This is a genomic window from Aurantimonas sp. 22II-16-19i, assembly GCF_002088275.1.
GTDB lineage: Bacteria > Pseudomonadota > Alphaproteobacteria > Rhizobiales > Rhizobiaceae > Jiella.
The window spans coordinates 18,914-34,187 of the sequence record NZ_AQQS01000049.1 but is presented as its reverse complement, the minus strand read 5'-3'; the positions used below and the strand labels follow the sequence as shown (position 1 = coordinate 34,187).

General features: G+C 67.9%; 13 protein-coding genes. All 13 read right to left on the bottom strand.

From position 1 onward, the window contains the following. Positions 1-178: 178 nt before the first annotated feature. The 13 genes from ATO4_RS24810 to ATO4_RS24750 all read right to left on the bottom strand — a co-directional run bounded on the left by ATO4_RS24810 (position 179) and on the right by ATO4_RS24750 (position 15,091). Complete coding sequence (locus ATO4_RS24810; RefSeq protein WP_083594486.1) at positions 179-1,804, bottom strand: TRAP transporter large permease; 1,626 nt, start codon at positions 1,802-1,804, stop codon at positions 179-181. 2 nt (positions 1,805-1,806) lie between these two features. Next, positions 1,807-2,487: a TRAP transporter small permease gene (locus ATO4_RS24805; RefSeq protein ID WP_176223161.1), complete on the bottom strand. Its 681-nt coding sequence runs from the start codon at positions 2,485-2,487 to the stop codon at positions 1,807-1,809. Positions 2,488-2,657: 170 nt separating this feature from the next. Further along, entirely contained in the window at positions 2,658-3,671 is a 1,014-nt protein-coding gene (locus ATO4_RS24800; protein WP_083594484.1) for a DctP family TRAP transporter solute-binding subunit, read from the bottom strand. A gap of 452 nt (positions 3,672-4,123) precedes the next feature. Beyond that, a complete protein-coding gene (locus tag ATO4_RS24795) occupies positions 4,124-4,450 on the bottom strand; it encodes a hypothetical protein (RefSeq protein WP_083594483.1) in 327 nt (108 codons plus the stop codon). Positions 4,451-4,754: 304 nt separating this feature from the next. Next, complete coding sequence (locus ATO4_RS24790; RefSeq protein ID WP_083594481.1) at positions 4,755-5,507, bottom strand: Crp/Fnr family transcriptional regulator; 753 nt, start codon at positions 5,505-5,507, stop codon at positions 4,755-4,757. 138 nt (positions 5,508-5,645) lie between these two features. Further along, positions 5,646-6,356: a hypothetical protein gene (locus tag ATO4_RS24785; protein WP_139802680.1), complete on the bottom strand. Its 711-nt coding sequence runs from the start codon at positions 6,354-6,356 to the stop codon at positions 5,646-5,648. 116 nt (positions 6,357-6,472) lie between these two features. Next, positions 6,473-6,820 (bottom strand): virulence factor, encoded by a 348-nt coding sequence (locus ATO4_RS24780; protein ID WP_245308919.1) that lies wholly within the window; start codon positions 6,818-6,820, stop codon positions 6,473-6,475. 50 nt (positions 6,821-6,870) lie between these two features. After that, the gene (gene sdhA / locus ATO4_RS24775; protein ID WP_083594475.1) at positions 6,871-8,772 is read right to left on the bottom strand and encodes a succinate dehydrogenase flavoprotein subunit; all 1,902 of its coding nucleotides are present in this window, start codon (positions 8,770-8,772) and stop codon (positions 6,871-6,873) included. 2 nt (positions 8,773-8,774) lie between these two features. Continuing rightward, complete coding sequence (gene sdhD / locus ATO4_RS24770) at positions 8,775-9,152, bottom strand: succinate dehydrogenase, hydrophobic membrane anchor protein (protein ID WP_083594473.1); 378 nt, start codon at positions 9,150-9,152, stop codon at positions 8,775-8,777. 14 nt (positions 9,153-9,166) lie between these two features. Further along, positions 9,167-9,559, bottom strand: coding sequence for a succinate dehydrogenase, cytochrome b556 subunit (sdhC, locus tag ATO4_RS24765; protein ID WP_083594471.1), 393 nt, complete (start codon positions 9,557-9,559; stop codon positions 9,167-9,169). A gap of 231 nt (positions 9,560-9,790) precedes the next feature. Further along, entirely contained in the window at positions 9,791-10,285 is a 495-nt protein-coding gene (locus tag ATO4_RS24760; protein ID WP_083594468.1) for a GNAT family N-acetyltransferase, read from the bottom strand. 76 nt (positions 10,286-10,361) lie between these two features. After that, a complete protein-coding gene (locus ATO4_RS24755) occupies positions 10,362-13,958 on the bottom strand; it encodes an efflux RND transporter permease subunit (protein WP_083594466.1) in 3,597 nt (1,198 codons plus the stop codon). Further along, positions 13,955-15,091: an efflux RND transporter periplasmic adaptor subunit gene (locus tag ATO4_RS24750; RefSeq protein WP_245308918.1), complete on the bottom strand. Its 1,137-nt coding sequence runs from the start codon at positions 15,089-15,091 to the stop codon at positions 13,955-13,957. The genes ATO4_RS24755 and ATO4_RS24750 overlap by 4 nt, the downstream gene beginning before the upstream one ends. Positions 15,092-15,274: the final 183 nt, after the last annotated feature.

The window sequence follows — 15,274 nt, the reverse complement described above, 5'->3', positions numbered from 1 at the left end:
TCATTGCTGCTAGAAATCGCGGGTTCCAAGCGTTGGAGTCAAACCACTAGATCAGCTCGACGTCCGGCAGATCCCGAAGGGATTTATCGCACGTCCTATCGAGCGTCGGCGCGGCCGGGGCTCGCCCGATCGCGCCTTCTCCTGCCGTCGCTGCCGCAGCCGGCCCGTATCGTCACCCTCACCGGACGATCAATTCCGGGCCCATCAGGCTGTAGGGCAGCCAGGTCGAGAGCCACGGCACGTAGGTCACGATGATCAGGAAGAGGAACAGCACCCCGACGAAGGGCAGCGCCGCCTTCACCACCTTGACGAGGCTCATGCCCGTGATGCCCGAGGTCACGAACAGGTTCAGCCCGATCGGCGGCGTGATCATGCCGATCTCCATGTTGACCACCATGATGATGCCGAGATGTACCGGATCGACGCCGAGCTCCATGGCGATCGGGAACACCACCGGCGCGACGATCAGCAAGAGGCCCGACGGCTCCATGAACTGGCCGCCGATGAGCAGCAGCACGTTCACCGCGATCAGGAAGGTGAACCAGGTGAAGCCGTAGTCGAGCATGACGGCGGTGATCGCGTCGGGAATGCGCTCGGAGGTGAGCACATGGGCGAACAGCAGCGCGTTGACGATGATGAACATCAGCATCACCGTCGTCTTCGACGCATCCACCAGCACCTTGCGGGTCTCGCCGTGGAAGCAGGCGGGCAGGAAGGTGCGTGCGATCATCGCGAAGTTGCGCCCGAAGATCGGCAGGCCCGCTGCCAGCGTGCCGCCGATGGACCCGGCGCCCCCCTCGCCCCGCCACAGCGCATAGGCGAGGGCGATCAGGATTGCCGGGACGCCGCAGACCAGCGCCCGCTCGCCGAAGGACAGCGTCGAGCCGCCGCCCGGCCCGGCCGTCAGGAAATAGACGAGGATCAGCGCGACGATGAAGAAGGAGACGCCGTAGGCGAGAGCCGAGAAGCCGGCGCGCGCGCGCCTGCCGTCGGTCTCCGCGATCCAGGGCTGGCCTTTCAGCGGTCCCATGTCGCGATAGACGAAGACGGCGATCAGGAAGGCGTAGACCGCCGCGACGGCCGCCGCCTCGGTCGGCGTGAAGACGCCGCCATAGATGCCGCCGAGGATGATGACGATCAGGAACAGGCCGAAGCCCGCCGACTTGCCGTCCCGCAGCAGCGGCAGGAAGCCCCGCCACGGCTCAGAAGGCAGGTTCTTCCAGCGCGCCACGATGTAGATCGCCCCCATCAGCATCAGCCCGGCGAGGAGGCCGGGAATGACGCCCGCGAGGAACATCCGCCCGACGGAGACGTTTGTCGCCGCCGAATAGACGACCATGACGATCGAGGGCGGGATCAGGATGCCGAGGGTGCCGGCATTGGCGATGATGCCGGCGGAGAACTCCTTCGTGTAGCCGACCTTGCGCATGCCGGCGATGGCGATGGTGCCGATGGCGACGACGGTGGCCGGCGAGGAGCCCGACAGCGCCGCGAACAGCATGCAGGCCAGCACCGAGGCCATGGCGAGGCCGCCGCGGAAATGGCCGACGGCGGCGATGGCGAAGTCGATCAGCCGCTTGGCGACGCCGCCCGTCGACATGAAGGCCGAGGCGAGGACGAAGAACGGGATCGCGAGAAGCGTGTAGTTCTGGGCCGCGGTGAACAGCTGGATGGCCACCGACGACATCGAATCGGTGGAGAAGAAGGCGATCATGATCACGGCCGACAGGCCGAGCGAGATGGCCACCGGCACGCCGAGGAACAGGAGGCCGAGGACGAGAATGAGGAGAACGAGGGATTCCATGATCAGTCCTTCAGGACGTCCTTGTTTTCGGCGACGAGGTCTTCCGCCTCGTGTCCGGCGATGACGAGCTCGCGCTTGCCGGTGGCGATGGCGATCATCGCCTCGATGGCCCGGAAGCCGAGGAGGGCGAGGCCGATCGGCAGCATCAGATAGGCGATCCAGCGCTGCACCCGCTCCTGGACGCCGAAGACCTCCTGGATGAACACCGGGTAGCGCAGGTCGTCGAGGCCGATGCCGACGTTGAAGAAGCGCTGCCAGTAGAAGACGGCGCCGCCCGAGGTCTTGGCGCCGAAGAGCTGCAGCCAGTCGGCGGAGAGGAGGATCGCCGCATAGAGCAGCGTGGCGAAGGCGCCGAAGATCGCCGCCGCCTTGAACAATGGCTTGGGAAAGGTGCGGATCGCCGCGTCGACGCCGAGATGCAGCCCGGTCTTCAGGCCGTAGCTCATGCCGAACAGGATCATCCAGGCGAACAGGATGCGGTTGAATTCGAGGGCGCCGCCCCAGCCGGAATTGAAGCCGTAGCGGGCGATCACCTGGAAGAAGGAGACGAGCGTGATCGTCGCCATCAGGATCGCCAGGACGTTCTCTTCCATCCGGGTGATGGCATCGGGCCAGCGCCGTTCGGCGAGGAAGAGGAGCGCGATCAGGCCGAGGATCGCGAAATAGGGCCACAGGCTCAGCAAGGTCGAAACCCCTGTCAGGACCGGCCGCAGCTCCAGTCGGGCGGCGGGCCGGCGGCTTGCTTTGAAGGAAGGGACAGAGCGTCCGTCGCGGCCGCTGGGGGTCGGACGGGCGCCGGGAGGCAGGCGCTCCCGGCGGCGGCAAGTCTGCCGCGCCGGGAGACGGTTCCTGGTCAGTTGGTGGCGTTCGCCGCCACCGCCGCGTCGATGTTCTCCTGGCCGACGTCGTCGGTGAACGTCGCCCAGACCGGCTTCATCGTGTCGACCCACGCCTTGCGCTGCTCGGCGGAGAGCTCGCGCACCGTGCCGCCGGCATCGATGATGTTCTGCCGGTTCTTCGTCTCGGTCTCGGCGACGGCGTCGTTCGCCGCGATCGTCACTTCGTCGGCGATCTTCAGGAACTGGTCGCGCACCTCGGGATCGAGGCCGTTCAGCCATTCGGTCGAGGTGACGAGGAGATAGGCGAGGAGCTGGTGGTTGGTCTCGGTGACGCCGTCCTGCACCTCGAAGAACTTCTGGGTGTAGATGTTCGACCAGGTGTTCTCCTGGCCGTCCACGACGCCGGTCTGCAGCGCGCCGTAGACCTCCTTGAAGGCGAGCTTCTGGGCCGAGCCGCCCATCGCCTCGATCATCGCCTCGGCGACGTCGGAGGTCTGGATGCGGAACTTCAGGCCGTCGGCGTCGGAGGGAACGAGCAGCGGCTTGTTGGCGGAGAACTGCTTCAGGCCCGAGGACCAGTAGCCGAGACCGGTATAGCCGACGTCCTCCATCACGGTCAGCAGCCCCTTGCCGGTGTCGGACTGGGTGAAGCGGCTGACGGCATCGAGATCCTGGAACAGGAAGGGCAGGTCGAACAGCCGATACTTCAGCGTATAGGCCTCGAACTTCGACAGCGACGGGGCGGCGAGCTGCACGTCGCCGAGAAGCAGCGCTTCCATCACCTTGTCGTCGTCGAAGAGGGTCGAGTTGGCGAAGACCTCCATGCAGGCCTTGCCTTCCATTTCCTCGTTGACGCGCTGGGCCAGCAACGTGGCTGCGTCGCCCTTGGGATGGCCGGTGGCGGCGACGACGTGGCTGAACTTGATCACCATCTCGCCGTCGTCGCAGCCCTTCGGATCGGCGCTGGCGGCGGTCGAGACGAGGCCGAAGGCGACGAGCGACACGGTTCGAAGCAACAGGGTCTTCATGAGTTCTTTCCTCCACGGTGGGCCGAGACGACGGCCCGCTTCAAGAATCGGCTGTCCGGCGGCCCGGCCGGATGGCGGGCCGCGACGCGGCGGCAGTTCCAGAGGCGGGATGTCGTGGGTCGAAACCCGATCGGGCGGGCCGGCCGCTGGCGCACTTGCGAGCCGCACCGTTCCCGCGCAACGCCTCCCGCCGTCGCGACGAGGAAAGCTCAGCAAAGCGCGTGCCAGATCGGGGGCGGCGACCGATCCTTCGCCGAAGCCCCTGTCCCGAAACGGCATCGGCAGCAGCGGCCGCGGACCGTCACCCGGCAACTGCCGGGGCGGCGTGTCGCGGGCTACCCATCCGGCGCCGGTGGGTGGGTGCCCCGGGTGGCATGGTCATCGAAGCTTAGGGATCGCCCATCGCCGAGGGCCGGAAGACCGTTCCTGCGTCGCCGGCGCGGCGGCCCGACCTACAGCCGCGGGCCGTAGAAGCACATCCGCTTCACATAGGCGCTGCGGACGCCGTTGCGCCGGAATTCCCGTCGGTACTCGTTCGCCTGCGACCGCCGGACCGGCCCGAGGGCGACGACGTAGAACCCCTTGCCGGCATTGGGGCTGTCGGAATCGTCGAGATCATAGACCGAGGCGTCGAGATCGCCGGCCTGGTTGTAGGCGGCATTGCGGCTCTGGAAGGCGCCGCCGAGCGCATACCACCCGCAGCCGGAAGCCTGAGCCGGAGTCGCCCCGGTCGTAACGATCGCAGCGAAGGCGGCGGCGAGCGCCAGCATTCTGGTCATGGCCAAAATTCCCTAACGTCAGCCCCGCGCCAGACATAGCAGCGTGCCGCCGCCTGCGCCACTCGAAACCATGTCGGCCGCGTCGTGGGCTCGCCGCTCGCGGGGCGCGTGACGGCCGACAAGGCCGGATCAGACCGTTGAACCGCCCGGAAACTCCATGGGCGCTATGGATCGAGAACGGCCCCCCGGTGGAAACGCAGATGACGACGGGGTGGTACAAAACTGCGTGAAACCGCGGGCACGGGCCCGATCGACGTTTGACGTCGGCCTGCCAGGCTGGTTTCCGGAGACGAGACCGCCCCGTTCAGCCCGCATCCGTCTCGCAGGTGTCGCGCAGCCGATCCAGATCGGGGACGGTCACCGTCCGGTTGTTCTCCACGACGATGACGCCGGCCTTGCGGAGCCGGGTGATCTGGCGGCTGACGGTCTCGATCGTCAGGCCGAGGAAATCGGCGATGTCGGCCCGCTTCAGCGGCAGCTCGAAGCGGATCGGGACGCCTGCGTCGACCTGGTCGGGATCGACGTTCTCGGCGATCATCAGGATGAAGCTCGCCACCTTTTCGGCCGCGCTCTTGCGTCCGAGAGCGAGGATCCACTCGCGGGCCTCGTCGAGCTGATCGAGCGCCTGCTGATAGAGCCGGCGCTCGAGATCGGGCGAGCGGGCCATCATCTCGTCCATCACCGCCTTGGGAAAGCGGCACAGCTTGACGCCGGTGGCAGCCTCCGCCGACACCTCGTTCGTCGCGCGGAACGGCCGGCCGAGAAAATCCGGCGCGAACTGCAGGCCGACGATCTGCTGGCGCCCGTCGGCCATCAGGCGGCTGAGCTTGACCACGCCGGCGAGAACGTTCGAATAATGTCCGACGGTCTCCCCGGCAGAAGCGAGCTGCGTGTCGCTGGCGACCTCCTGGCGGGTCGTATGGCGGCTGAGATGGCTGAGCTGGTCGGGCGTCAACGCGCCGCAGACACCGCGGTGGCGGGCTTCGCAGGCCCGGCAGACGGCTGGAATCTCCGAATTGTGGATGTCGAGGCGACTGTCCGACTTGGCCGAAAGCATGGGTTGCGACTTCTCAGAATGAAGGGCGTTCCGACCCTGTTGCGCCACCGGACAGCGCCATGGCCCGGCGCAGCTGTCAATCCCGCCGTCCGAGCGCCATCGCGGTGCCGCCGGTCGAGCGGACGCGAGCGGCGGCGCTCACCGGTCGGCAAGGCCCCCGTGGCTTGCCGCGATGGCGGCGATCGCATCGGAGTTCTGCCGCATCAGGGCGTCCCGGTCAGGCTCGCCCCAGCCGATGAAGTCCGAAAGCACCCGTCCCGAGGCAAGATCGATGGCGTCGACGAGATAGCCGCCGCGAGCCAGGACCAGGATTTGTTCGTCGTTGCTGAGGAGAAGATGTGGATCGGAGGTGTAGGAGCCGTCCTCGGAATAGTTGATGTGGATGCTCTCCGCCGCCTTCAACCGAACCAGGACAGGCGACCACCATGCCGGCGCACGCCATATTTCATAGATCGTGTCCGTCGGGGCCGGCGCGATGGACAGGAAGTAGCAACCCTTCCGCTGCCCGCAGACTTCGCCGAAGAAGCCGCTGGAAAAGACCGCGGTCGCGACGAAGGCGACCACCAGGCCATTCAGCACGATGCCGGGCAAGTAGCGAAAGCGGCGAAGCCGAAGGCTCGCCAGGACCATGGCACCAACAGTGGCGGCCAACAGGCAGAAACCGGCCTGCGCGAGCAGGCGGTCGGGCCCGATACGATAGACCCATTCCGGCTGGCGACCGGCAAGCTCCGGCGCTCCGATGAACACGGAGAGACCGACGAGGAGCCAACCACCCGCGTAAAGGAGCACCCGGCACCGCGCGATCCAACGCAATGCAGGGTAGCTCTCATCCGTCCCGCCCGGCCTCAACTCGCCCGCCCCTTCACGACCAAGGGGCAATGCTCAGCCTGCCGCACGCAGCGGTCCGAAAGCTGGGAGGGACGCAGGGGTCGTGGATCCCACGACAGCCACTTTCTTGGCGGGAATCATGACTTCCGGCGGTTCGCTGCGCGCTCGACCGCCGGCATCAGATCGTTGTTGTCCTCGATCCGAAGCATCCGAATGTCGCGCACCGCCGGAGCGAACCAGTCGAATTCGGCCGTCATGTCCTGGATGGTCAGCACGCAAGACACGGCATCCACCGTATCGTCGCCGAAATAGGTGCTGCCTTGCTGCCAATCGAATCCACGCTTCTTCAGGAAGTTCCGGACGTCGTTGTAGGCGTTGTTCCAGGATGGACCCCCGTAGACGTCCTTCAGGCTGTTCGTGTCCAGATCGAAGACAATGGCAAACATGGATTTCGGCCGCCGGCTGTTATGTCCCACGAAAGACATCGATCGTCATCCTTCAAGATCGATAGGGAACAGCCTGCGGCCGCAAAATGTCAATACACCCGCTTCTTCGGCTCGATGTATTCGATCTGGTTCGACAGGGTGTAGGTGTGCACCGGCCGATCCTCCAGCGTCACCGTCTTGCCGACCGTGTCGCAGAAGGACAGCGTGTGCTTCATCCAGTTCTGGTCGTCGCGGTCGGGGAAATCCTCCCGCGCATGGGCGCCGCGGGATTCGGTGCGGTTGCGGGCCGAATCCATCGTCACCACCGCCTGGGCGATGAGATTGTCGTATTCCATCGTCTCGACGAGGTCGGTGTTCCAGATCAGCGAACGGTCGGTGACGCGGATGTCGTCGGAGGCGCGCCAGACGTCGTGGATCTTCTGGTGGCCCTCCTCAAGGATCTCGCCGGTGCGGAACACCGCGCAGTTCGACTGCATGGTGCGCTGCATGGTGTCGCGCAGCTGCGCCGTCGGGGTCGAGCCGTCGGCGTAGCGGAAGCGGTCGAGGCGGGCGAGCGCGTTGTCGCCGGCCCCCGTCGGAAGGTCCGGCTGGCTCTCGCCGGCCACCACCGTCTCGGCGCATCGGAGCGCCGCGGCGCGGCCGAAGACCACGAGGTCGATGAGCGAGTTGGAGCCGAGGCGGTTGGCGCCGTGGACCGACACGCAGCCGGCCTCGCCGACGGCCATCAGGCCGGGAACCACCGAATCGGGATCGCCGTCCTTCTTGGTCAGAACCTCGCCATGAAAATTCGTCGGGATGCCGCCCATGTTGTAGTGGACGGTCGGCAGCACCGGGATCGGTTCCTTGGTGACGTCGACGCCGGCGAAGATGCGGGCAGACTCCGAGATGCCCGGCAGCCGCTCGTGCAGCACCGCCGGGTCGAGATGGTCGAGATGCAGGAAGATGTGGTCGCCGTCCTTGCCGACGCCGCGCCCGTCGCGGATCTCCATGGTCATCGAGCGCGAGACGACGTCGCGGGACGCGAGGTCCTTCGCGGAGGGTGCGTAACGCTCCATGAAGCGCTCGCCCTCCGAGTTGGTCAGGTAGCCGCCCTCGCCGCGGGCGCCCTCCGTGATCAGGCAGCCGGCGCCGTAGATGCCGGTCGGGTGGAACTGCACGAACTCCATGTCCTGCAGCGGCAGGCCGGCGCGCAGCACCATGCCGCCGCCGTCGCCGGTGCAGGTATGGGCCGAGGTGGCGGAGAAATAGGCCCGGCCGTAGCCGCCGGTGGCGAGAATCGTCTTCTTCGCCCGGAACCGGTGGATGGTGCCGTCGTCGAGGCAGAGCGCCACGACGCCGCGGCAGACGCCCTCCTCGTCCATGATCAGGTCGATGGCGAAATATTCGATGTAGAACTCGGTCGAATGGCGCAGCGACTGGCCGTAGAGCGTGTGGAGGATGGCATGGCCCGTCCGGTCGGCGGCGGCGCAGGTGCGCTGGGCGGCCGGCCCCTGGCCGAATTCGGTGGTCATGCCGCCGAACGGCCGCTGGTAGATCCGGCCGTCCTCGGTGCGCGAGAACGGCACGCCGAAATGCTCGAGCTCGTAGACCGCCTGGGGCGCGTTCCTCACCAGATATTCGATGGCGTCCTGGTCGCCCAGCCAGTCCGACCCCTTGACGGTGTCGTACATGTGCCAGCGCCAGTCGTCCTTGCCCATGTTGCCGAGCGAGGCGGCGACGCCGCCCTGGGCCGCGACGGTGTGCGAGCGGGTCGGGAAGACCTTGGTGATGCAGGCGGTCCGAAGGCCGGCCTGGGCGGCGCCGAGGGTGGCGCGCAGGCCGGCGCCGCCGGCGCCTACCACCACCACGTCGAAGGTGTGGTCGATAAAGCCATAGGCCTTGCCGTTCTGGCCCGGCGCGGTTCGGTGGGGCTGGGCGGTGTAGCCGCCGGTCCCGTCGGGCTTGGCGCTCGGCTGTGTGGCGCCGTTCGCGGTCGATCCATTCTCGGCCATGGTCAGACTCCGAAGCTCAGCTTGACGATCGCATAGAGGCACGCCGCGCCGACGGCGATCGCAAAGAAGGTGTTGAGGATGAGGAGCGGCAGCTTGGTGCCGCCATGGACATAGTCCTCGATGATGATCTGCATGCCGAGCTTCATGTGGATCGTCGCCGAGACGACCATCAGCGCCATGAGGATGCCGACGAAGGGATTGGCGAAGGCCGCCCGGACCTCGCCGTAGCTGTCGTTCATCAGGGTGAGGAGCAGGATCACGAAGACCGTGATCAGGACGGCGTTCGACAGGGCGGTCAGGCGCTGGCGCCAGAAATGCTCGGTGCCGCCGCCGGCGCCGAGGCCGCGCACGCGGCGAAGCGGGGTTCTGAAGTCGCTCATGGATGCTGCCCCTTTCAACCGAAGATCAGGATGCCGAGCCACAGGAGCACGGTGATGGTGACGGAGCCGACCAGCGTCGCGATGGCGAGCACCGTCGAGGTCTCCTTGGAATCGGCATAGCCCATGTCCCAGGCGAAATGCCTGAGGCCGCCGAGCATGTGGTGGATCAGGGCCCATGAATAGCCGAACAGGATCAGCTGGCCGATGATCGAGCCGAAGAAGCCCGAGGCGGTGGCAAACGCATCCGGCCCGCTCGCCGCGGCGACCAGCCACCACACCAGCAGGACGGTGCCGACATAGAGTGCGGCCCCGGTGATGCGGTGGACGATCGACATCGCCATGGTCGGGCGGAAGCGGTAGATCGAAAGATGCGGCGAGAGCGGCCGCGCGGATTTGACGTCGGACATCGGTGCCTTCCTGTCCATGCGTTCGCCCGTCGGTCGGCCCTCTCAGGGTAGAGCAGAGCGGCAACGGACCAATGGAAGCCTTCTAAAAGGACGAACGCCCCGATGAAAGCAAGCCTTTCGACGCAGGTGCGAAAAGAACGCAAGAGCTTAATCGATTAAGCGCTTTCGCGGCGCCCCGCCGGCGGCCGCAGACGCCGGATTCGGGGGGCTGCGGCAGCCCCCCGAGGCGAATCAGCGCACGCTCGGCTCGCGCTCGACGAAGCGGATGACGTAGCTCGCCCAGTCGGCCGGCTCGGCGACCTTTTCGTACAGCCGGCGCCCGGTGCCGGGATTGCGCGGCGCATGCAGGACGAGCTTCGACCAGCCACGGCCGTCGGCCTCCTCGGCGAGTACGTCGACCATCGCCTTGGCGATGCCCTTCTGGCGGTGCCGGTGGTCGACGAAGATGTGGTCGGCAAGGCCGGAGCGCATGCCGGTCCACACGTCCGGGATGTCGTAGAAGATGATGAAGCCGACGAGCGCACCGTCGAGCCGCGCGCCGAGAATCTCCGCCGTGCGGTCCTGCAGCAGCTCTTCGGCATAGTAGGCGTCGGGCGAGCCGGGCGGCCCGCGGAACAGCGACTGGTTATAGGCGGCGATCAGCGGCGCGAGGTCGCGCGCGTCCGCCAGCGTCAGCCGCCTGATCTCGATGTCCGGCGCGACCGCGCCCTCGCCGATGGGTTCCATGGAGGAAGCTTCTTCACGGGAATCCGCCGCCGGTCAAGTGGCCGCCGACGCCGCGGGGGCGGCGCCGGCGGCCGGCTCATTCGGCGGCGTGCGGATAGGTCCGCGGCTGGCTCTCCCCGTCGTCCTGCGACGGTTTCACCCCGATCTGGTAGATCGCCGGCGGACCGTAGAGGAAGGCCCCGCCCGAACCCGTCGCGGGAACCGGTCCCGACGGATGGGGCCAGGCCGCGACGCCGCCGCCATGGGCAACGGCGATCGCCGTGCCGGTCGTCGGCTCGACTGCCGCGTTCGGCTGGAGCACCCAGCGGAAGAACCGGCCGGTGACGTGGCTGAGGTCGTCCATCAGCGTGTAGATCGACGGGATCAGCACCAGCGACAGGACCGTCGAGACCAGCAGGCCGCCGATCACCGCGATCGCCATCGGAGCGCGGAACTCGCCGCCCTCGCCCGTCGCCATCGCCGCCGGCAGCATGCCTGCCGCCATGGCGAGCGTGGTCATGACGATCGGCCGGGCGCGCTTGGCGCCGGCATCGATGATCGAGTCCGTCTGGCTCATGCCATGCTTTTCCCGCTCGACCGCGAAATCGACCAGCATGATCGTGTTCTTGGTCACGATGCCCATCAGCATCAGGATGCCGATCACCACCGGCATCGACACCGCCGTGTGGGTCAGGAGCAACGCGCCGATGACGCCCGCGACCGACAAGGGCAGCGCGGCGAGGATGGTGATCGGCACGAAGAACGAGCCGAAGAGCAGGATCAGGACGACCAGCACCATCATGATGCCGGCGACCATCGCCGAGGCGAAGCCGGCGAAGACCTCGCCCTGGATCTCGGCGTCGCCGACCTCCTGCAGGCGCACGCCCGCCGGCATGTTCTTCACCGCATCGAGCTCGGCGATGCGCGCCGAACCCTCGCCGATCTCGAAGCCCGGCGCCATCGAGGTGCCGACCTTGACCAGCCGTTCGCGGTCGTAGCGGTCGATGGTTGAGGGGCCGCGACCGAAGCCGATGTCGGCGACGGTCTCGAGCGGTATCGCGGCGCCCGATGCGGTGGTGACCTTGAGGTTGCGGATGGTGGCGAGATCCGCCCGCGCCGCTTCCTCCAGCTCGACCCGGATGGGGATCTGGCGGGTGCCGAGATTGAACTTGGCGAGATTGGCGCCGACGTCGCCGATCGTCGCCACCCGCACCGTCTCCGAGATCTGGTCGGCGGTGACGCCGAGATCGGCGGCGATGTCGAAGCGCGGCGTGATGCGCACTTCCGGCCGGGCGAAGGAGGCCATGGCCGAGGGGCTGGCGAATATCGGATCCTGGCGCATCTGCTGCTCGAGCTTCGCGGCGACCTCGGCGACGGCGTCGCCGTCATCGCCCAGAATGCCGACGGAGAGCTCGCGCTCGCCGCGATCGTTGACGTAGAAGGCCCTGAGATCGGGGATCTCGGCGAGCTTCTCCGCCACGATCGGCTCGAGCTGCGCCTGGCTGCGGATGCGCTCGTGCTTCCTGAGGAGGTTCACCGTCAGCGCGGCGCGGCGCACTTCGAGCGTTCCCGTCGGGCTCGATCCGCCGATGACCAGGACGCTGCGCACCTCGGGCAGCTCGCGGAGCGATTCCACCACCTCGTCGGTGACCTGGCGGGTCGTCTCGAGGGTCGAGCCGGGGGGCAGCTCCAGCGACACGACGATGCGCGAGGCGTCCTCCTTGGGGATGAAGCCGGTCGGCAGCAGCCCGATCGCCTGGATCGACCCGGCGAAGATCGCGAGGCCGACGCCCAGCGTCACCCAGCGCATGCCGAAGGGAAAGCGGATGAGCCGCCGCCGGCCGTCGGCGCCCTTGCGCCAGAACGGCGTCGGGATCCAGAAGACGTGCAGCGTGCCGCGCAGGAACGCGGTGTAGCCACGGATCACCGGCCCGACCTTGCCCTCCGGCGCATGCGGCATGCCGAGATAGGCGAGCACCGCCGCGAGCCCGACGAGACCGGCCGCGAGCATCGCGGCATCGGTCTTCGCCGTCTCGAAGTCCATCGGCGGCAGGCTGCCGGCGATGGGGGCCAGGAGGTTCGCCAGGGCCGACTGGGCGCCGAGTTCCGGCAGGATGGCGAGCGTGTAGAGCGCGGCGGCGCCGATCGCCCAGAGCGGGATGAACCAGAGGAGCTTCTTGAGGAACAGCCGGCCGAAGCCCGGGCCGTCATGGCGGTGCGGCTTGAAGAAATAGGCCGCCAGCATCGGCGTGATCAGCCGCGCGACCAGCAGCGAGAAGAACACCGCGATCGCCACGGTCAGGCCGAACTGCTTGAAATACTGGCCGGCGACGCCGCCCATGAAGGACACCGGGGCGAAGACGGCGATGATCGTCGCGGTGATGGCGATGACCGCGAGGCCGATCTCGTCGGCCGCCTCCATCGACGCCTGATAGGGCGGCTTGCCCATCGACATGTGGCGTTCGATGTTCTCGATCTCGACGATCGCGTCGTCGACGAGGATGCCGGTGACCAGCGTGATGGCGAGCAGGCTGACGAGGTTCAGCGAGAAGCCCATCAGATCCATGACGCCGAAGGTCGGGATGGCGGCGAGCGGCAGGGTGATGGCGGCGACCAGCGTCGCCCGCCAGTCGCGCAGGAAGAACAGGACGACGATGACGGCGAGGATCGCCCCCTCGGCCAGCGTCTCCATGGCGGATTCGTAGTTGCCGTAGGTGTAGGTGACGCTGTCGTCGATCTTGGCGAAGGAGACGTTCGGGAAGTCCCGCCCGAGCTCGGCCACCCGCTCGGCCGCGGCGTCGGCGACGGTGGTGTCGCTCGCCCCCTTGGCGCGGTAGATCGAGAAGGCGACCACGGGCTCGCCGTCGAGTCGGGCGAAGGAGCGCGGCTCCTCCCAGGAATCGACCACCTCGCCGAGGTCGGAGAGCTTGGCCTCCCGCCCGCCGGGCAGCGCGATGCGCGTCGCGGCGAGGCCGGCGACCGTGTCGGCCGAGGCGAGCGTGCGGATCGCCTGTTCCTGGCCGCCGAAGTCGCCGCGCCCGCCCGACAGGTCGACATTGGTCGAGCGCAGCTGCGCGTTGATCGTCGACGCCGTCACGCCGAGGGCGGCCAGCCGGTCCGGATCGAGCCGGACCTGGATCTCGCGCTCGACGCCGCCCATGCGCTCCACCCGGCCGACACCCTTCAGGCCCTGCAGCGCGCGGATGACGGTGTCGTCGACGAACCAGGACAGCTGCTCCGGCGTCATGCCCGGCGAGGAGGCCGCATAGGTGACGATCGACTGGTTCTCGACCTCGATGCGCTGGATGATCGGCTCGTCGATCGAGCGCGGCAGGTCCGAGCGGATCTTGGCGATGGCGTCCTTGACGTCGTTGACCGCCCGGTCGGTATCGATCTCGAGGCGGAACTCGGCGGCCGTCACCGACTGGCCGTCGGTGATCGTCGAGGTGACGTGCTTGAGGCCGGTGACGCCGGCGATGGCGTCCTCCACCCGCTTGGTCACCTGGGTCTCGAGCTCGGAGGGCGCCGCGCCCGACTGGGTGACGGTGACGGCGATCACCGGCACGTCGATGTTCGGGAAGCGGGTGATCGGCAGGGCGAAGAAGCTGTAGACCCCGAGCGCCATCAGGACGACGAAGAGCAGGATCGGCGGAACCGGATTGCGGATCGCCCAGGCGGAAAAGTTCCAGTTCATCGCTGCGCCTCGCTGGCGGCCAGTTGCACCGGCGTCACGGTGTCGCCGTCGCGCACGAAGGCGCCGGCGGTCGCCACGACATTCTCGCCCGGCGCGACGCCCTCCTTGAGTTCGACGGTCTCGGCGGTGGTCAGGCCGAGTTCCACAACCCGGCGCTCGACGACGCCGTCCTTGACCACCTGGACGACGGCGTCCTCGCCGTCGAAGACCACGGCGGTGCGCGGGACGAGCACGCCCTCGCTCCGGTCGAGGGAGATGACGCCGCGGGCGAAGGAGCCGACATGCAGGCCGTCGTCGCCCACAGGCAGTGCGATGTCGACCAAGCCGAGCCGCGTCGCCGGGTCGACGCGCGGCGAGATCAGCCGGATCGTGCCCGCGACCGGCGACCGGCGACCGGCGACATGGACCGAAACCTCCTGCCCCTTCGACAGCCGGGCGAGAACCGTTTCCGAGACCGCAGCCTCCAGCTCGATCAGGCCGTCCCGGGCGAGCTCGAACAGGCTGCCCGAAGCGGCCGAGACGATCGCGCCGAGCCTTGCGTCGCGCGACAGGACGAGGCCCGCCGTCGGCGCCTTGATCTCGGCCTTCGACTTGCGCAGGAGCCACTGGTCGCGCTGGGCGATCTGGGCCGCCTTGTCCGCCTCGGCGAGGGCGATCCCCTGGCGCGCGGCGTTCACGCGGGCGCGGGCACTGCCGGCGGCGGCGATCCGCTGTTCCAGAACATCGCGTCCGACGATGCCCTTCTGGGCCAGCGGCCGCGAGCGCTCGAGCGCGGCATCGGCCTCCTTGGCGGCGGCCTCGGCATCGACGATCTGCGCCTCGGCCTGGGCGATGGCGGCGTCCGCCCGCGCGATCTGGGCAGCGTTCAGCTGGATGTTGGAATCGATCATGTCGGTCTCGAGCCGCGCCAGCACTTCGCCCTTCTCGACGAGGTCGCCCTCTTCGGCGGCCAGCTCGACGATCCGCAGCCCGTCGACGTCGGCGCCGATGGAAACCGTCTCGCGGGGCATGAGGGTGCCGGTGACGTCGACCGTCTCGACGATCTCGCCTTCCTTAGCGGCAATCACCGAGATGCTCGGCGGCTTCGGGGCCTCGGCAGAAGGCGCGCTCTCCTGCGCGTGGCCGGTGCTCACGAAGGAGAGGCTCGCACAGGTCAGGCCCGCCAGCCCGGCCAAAGCGAGTGCCAGGCGGCGGAAAGAGGACGTTCGGCCAGGCTTGTTCGGGGCTGGCCCGTTCGGGGCGGGGCGATTTCGCTCGAGGCGGGGCATCGTCATCGTCGTTTCTTCCGGGCGGCGGAACGGACCGGCCGCGTTCGA

Coding starts and splice junctions, on each gene's coding strand:
- ATO4_RS24810 (WP_083594486.1), bottom strand. CDS start 1,804: ATGGAATCCCTCGTTCTCCTCATTCTCGTCCTCGGCCTCCTGTTCCTC.
- ATO4_RS24800 (WP_083594484.1), bottom strand. CDS start 3,671: ATGAAGACCCTGTTGCTTCGAACCGTGTCGCTCGTCGCCTTCGGCCTC.
- ATO4_RS24795 (WP_083594483.1), bottom strand. CDS start 4,450: ATGACCAGAATGCTGGCGCTCGCCGCCGCCTTCGCTGCGATCGTTACG.
- ATO4_RS24790 (WP_083594481.1), bottom strand. CDS start 5,507: ATGCTTTCGGCCAAGTCGGACAGTCGCCTCGACATCCACAATTCGGAG.
- ATO4_RS24780 (WP_245308919.1), bottom strand. CDS start 6,820: ATGTCTTTCGTGGGACATAACAGCCGGCGGCCGAAATCCATGTTTGCC.
- sdhA (WP_083594475.1), bottom strand. CDS start 8,772: ATGGCCGAGAATGGATCGACCGCGAACGGCGCCACACAGCCGAGCGCC.
- sdhD (WP_083594473.1), bottom strand. CDS start 9,152: ATGAGCGACTTCAGAACCCCGCTTCGCCGCGTGCGCGGCCTCGGCGCC.
- sdhC (WP_083594471.1), bottom strand. CDS start 9,559: ATGTCCGACGTCAAATCCGCGCGGCCGCTCTCGCCGCATCTTTCGATC.
- ATO4_RS24760 (WP_083594468.1), bottom strand. CDS start 10,285: ATGGAACCCATCGGCGAGGGCGCGGTCGCGCCGGACATCGAGATCAGG.
- ATO4_RS24755 (WP_083594466.1), bottom strand. CDS start 13,958: ATGAACTGGAACTTTTCCGCCTGGGCGATCCGCAATCCGGTTCCGCCG.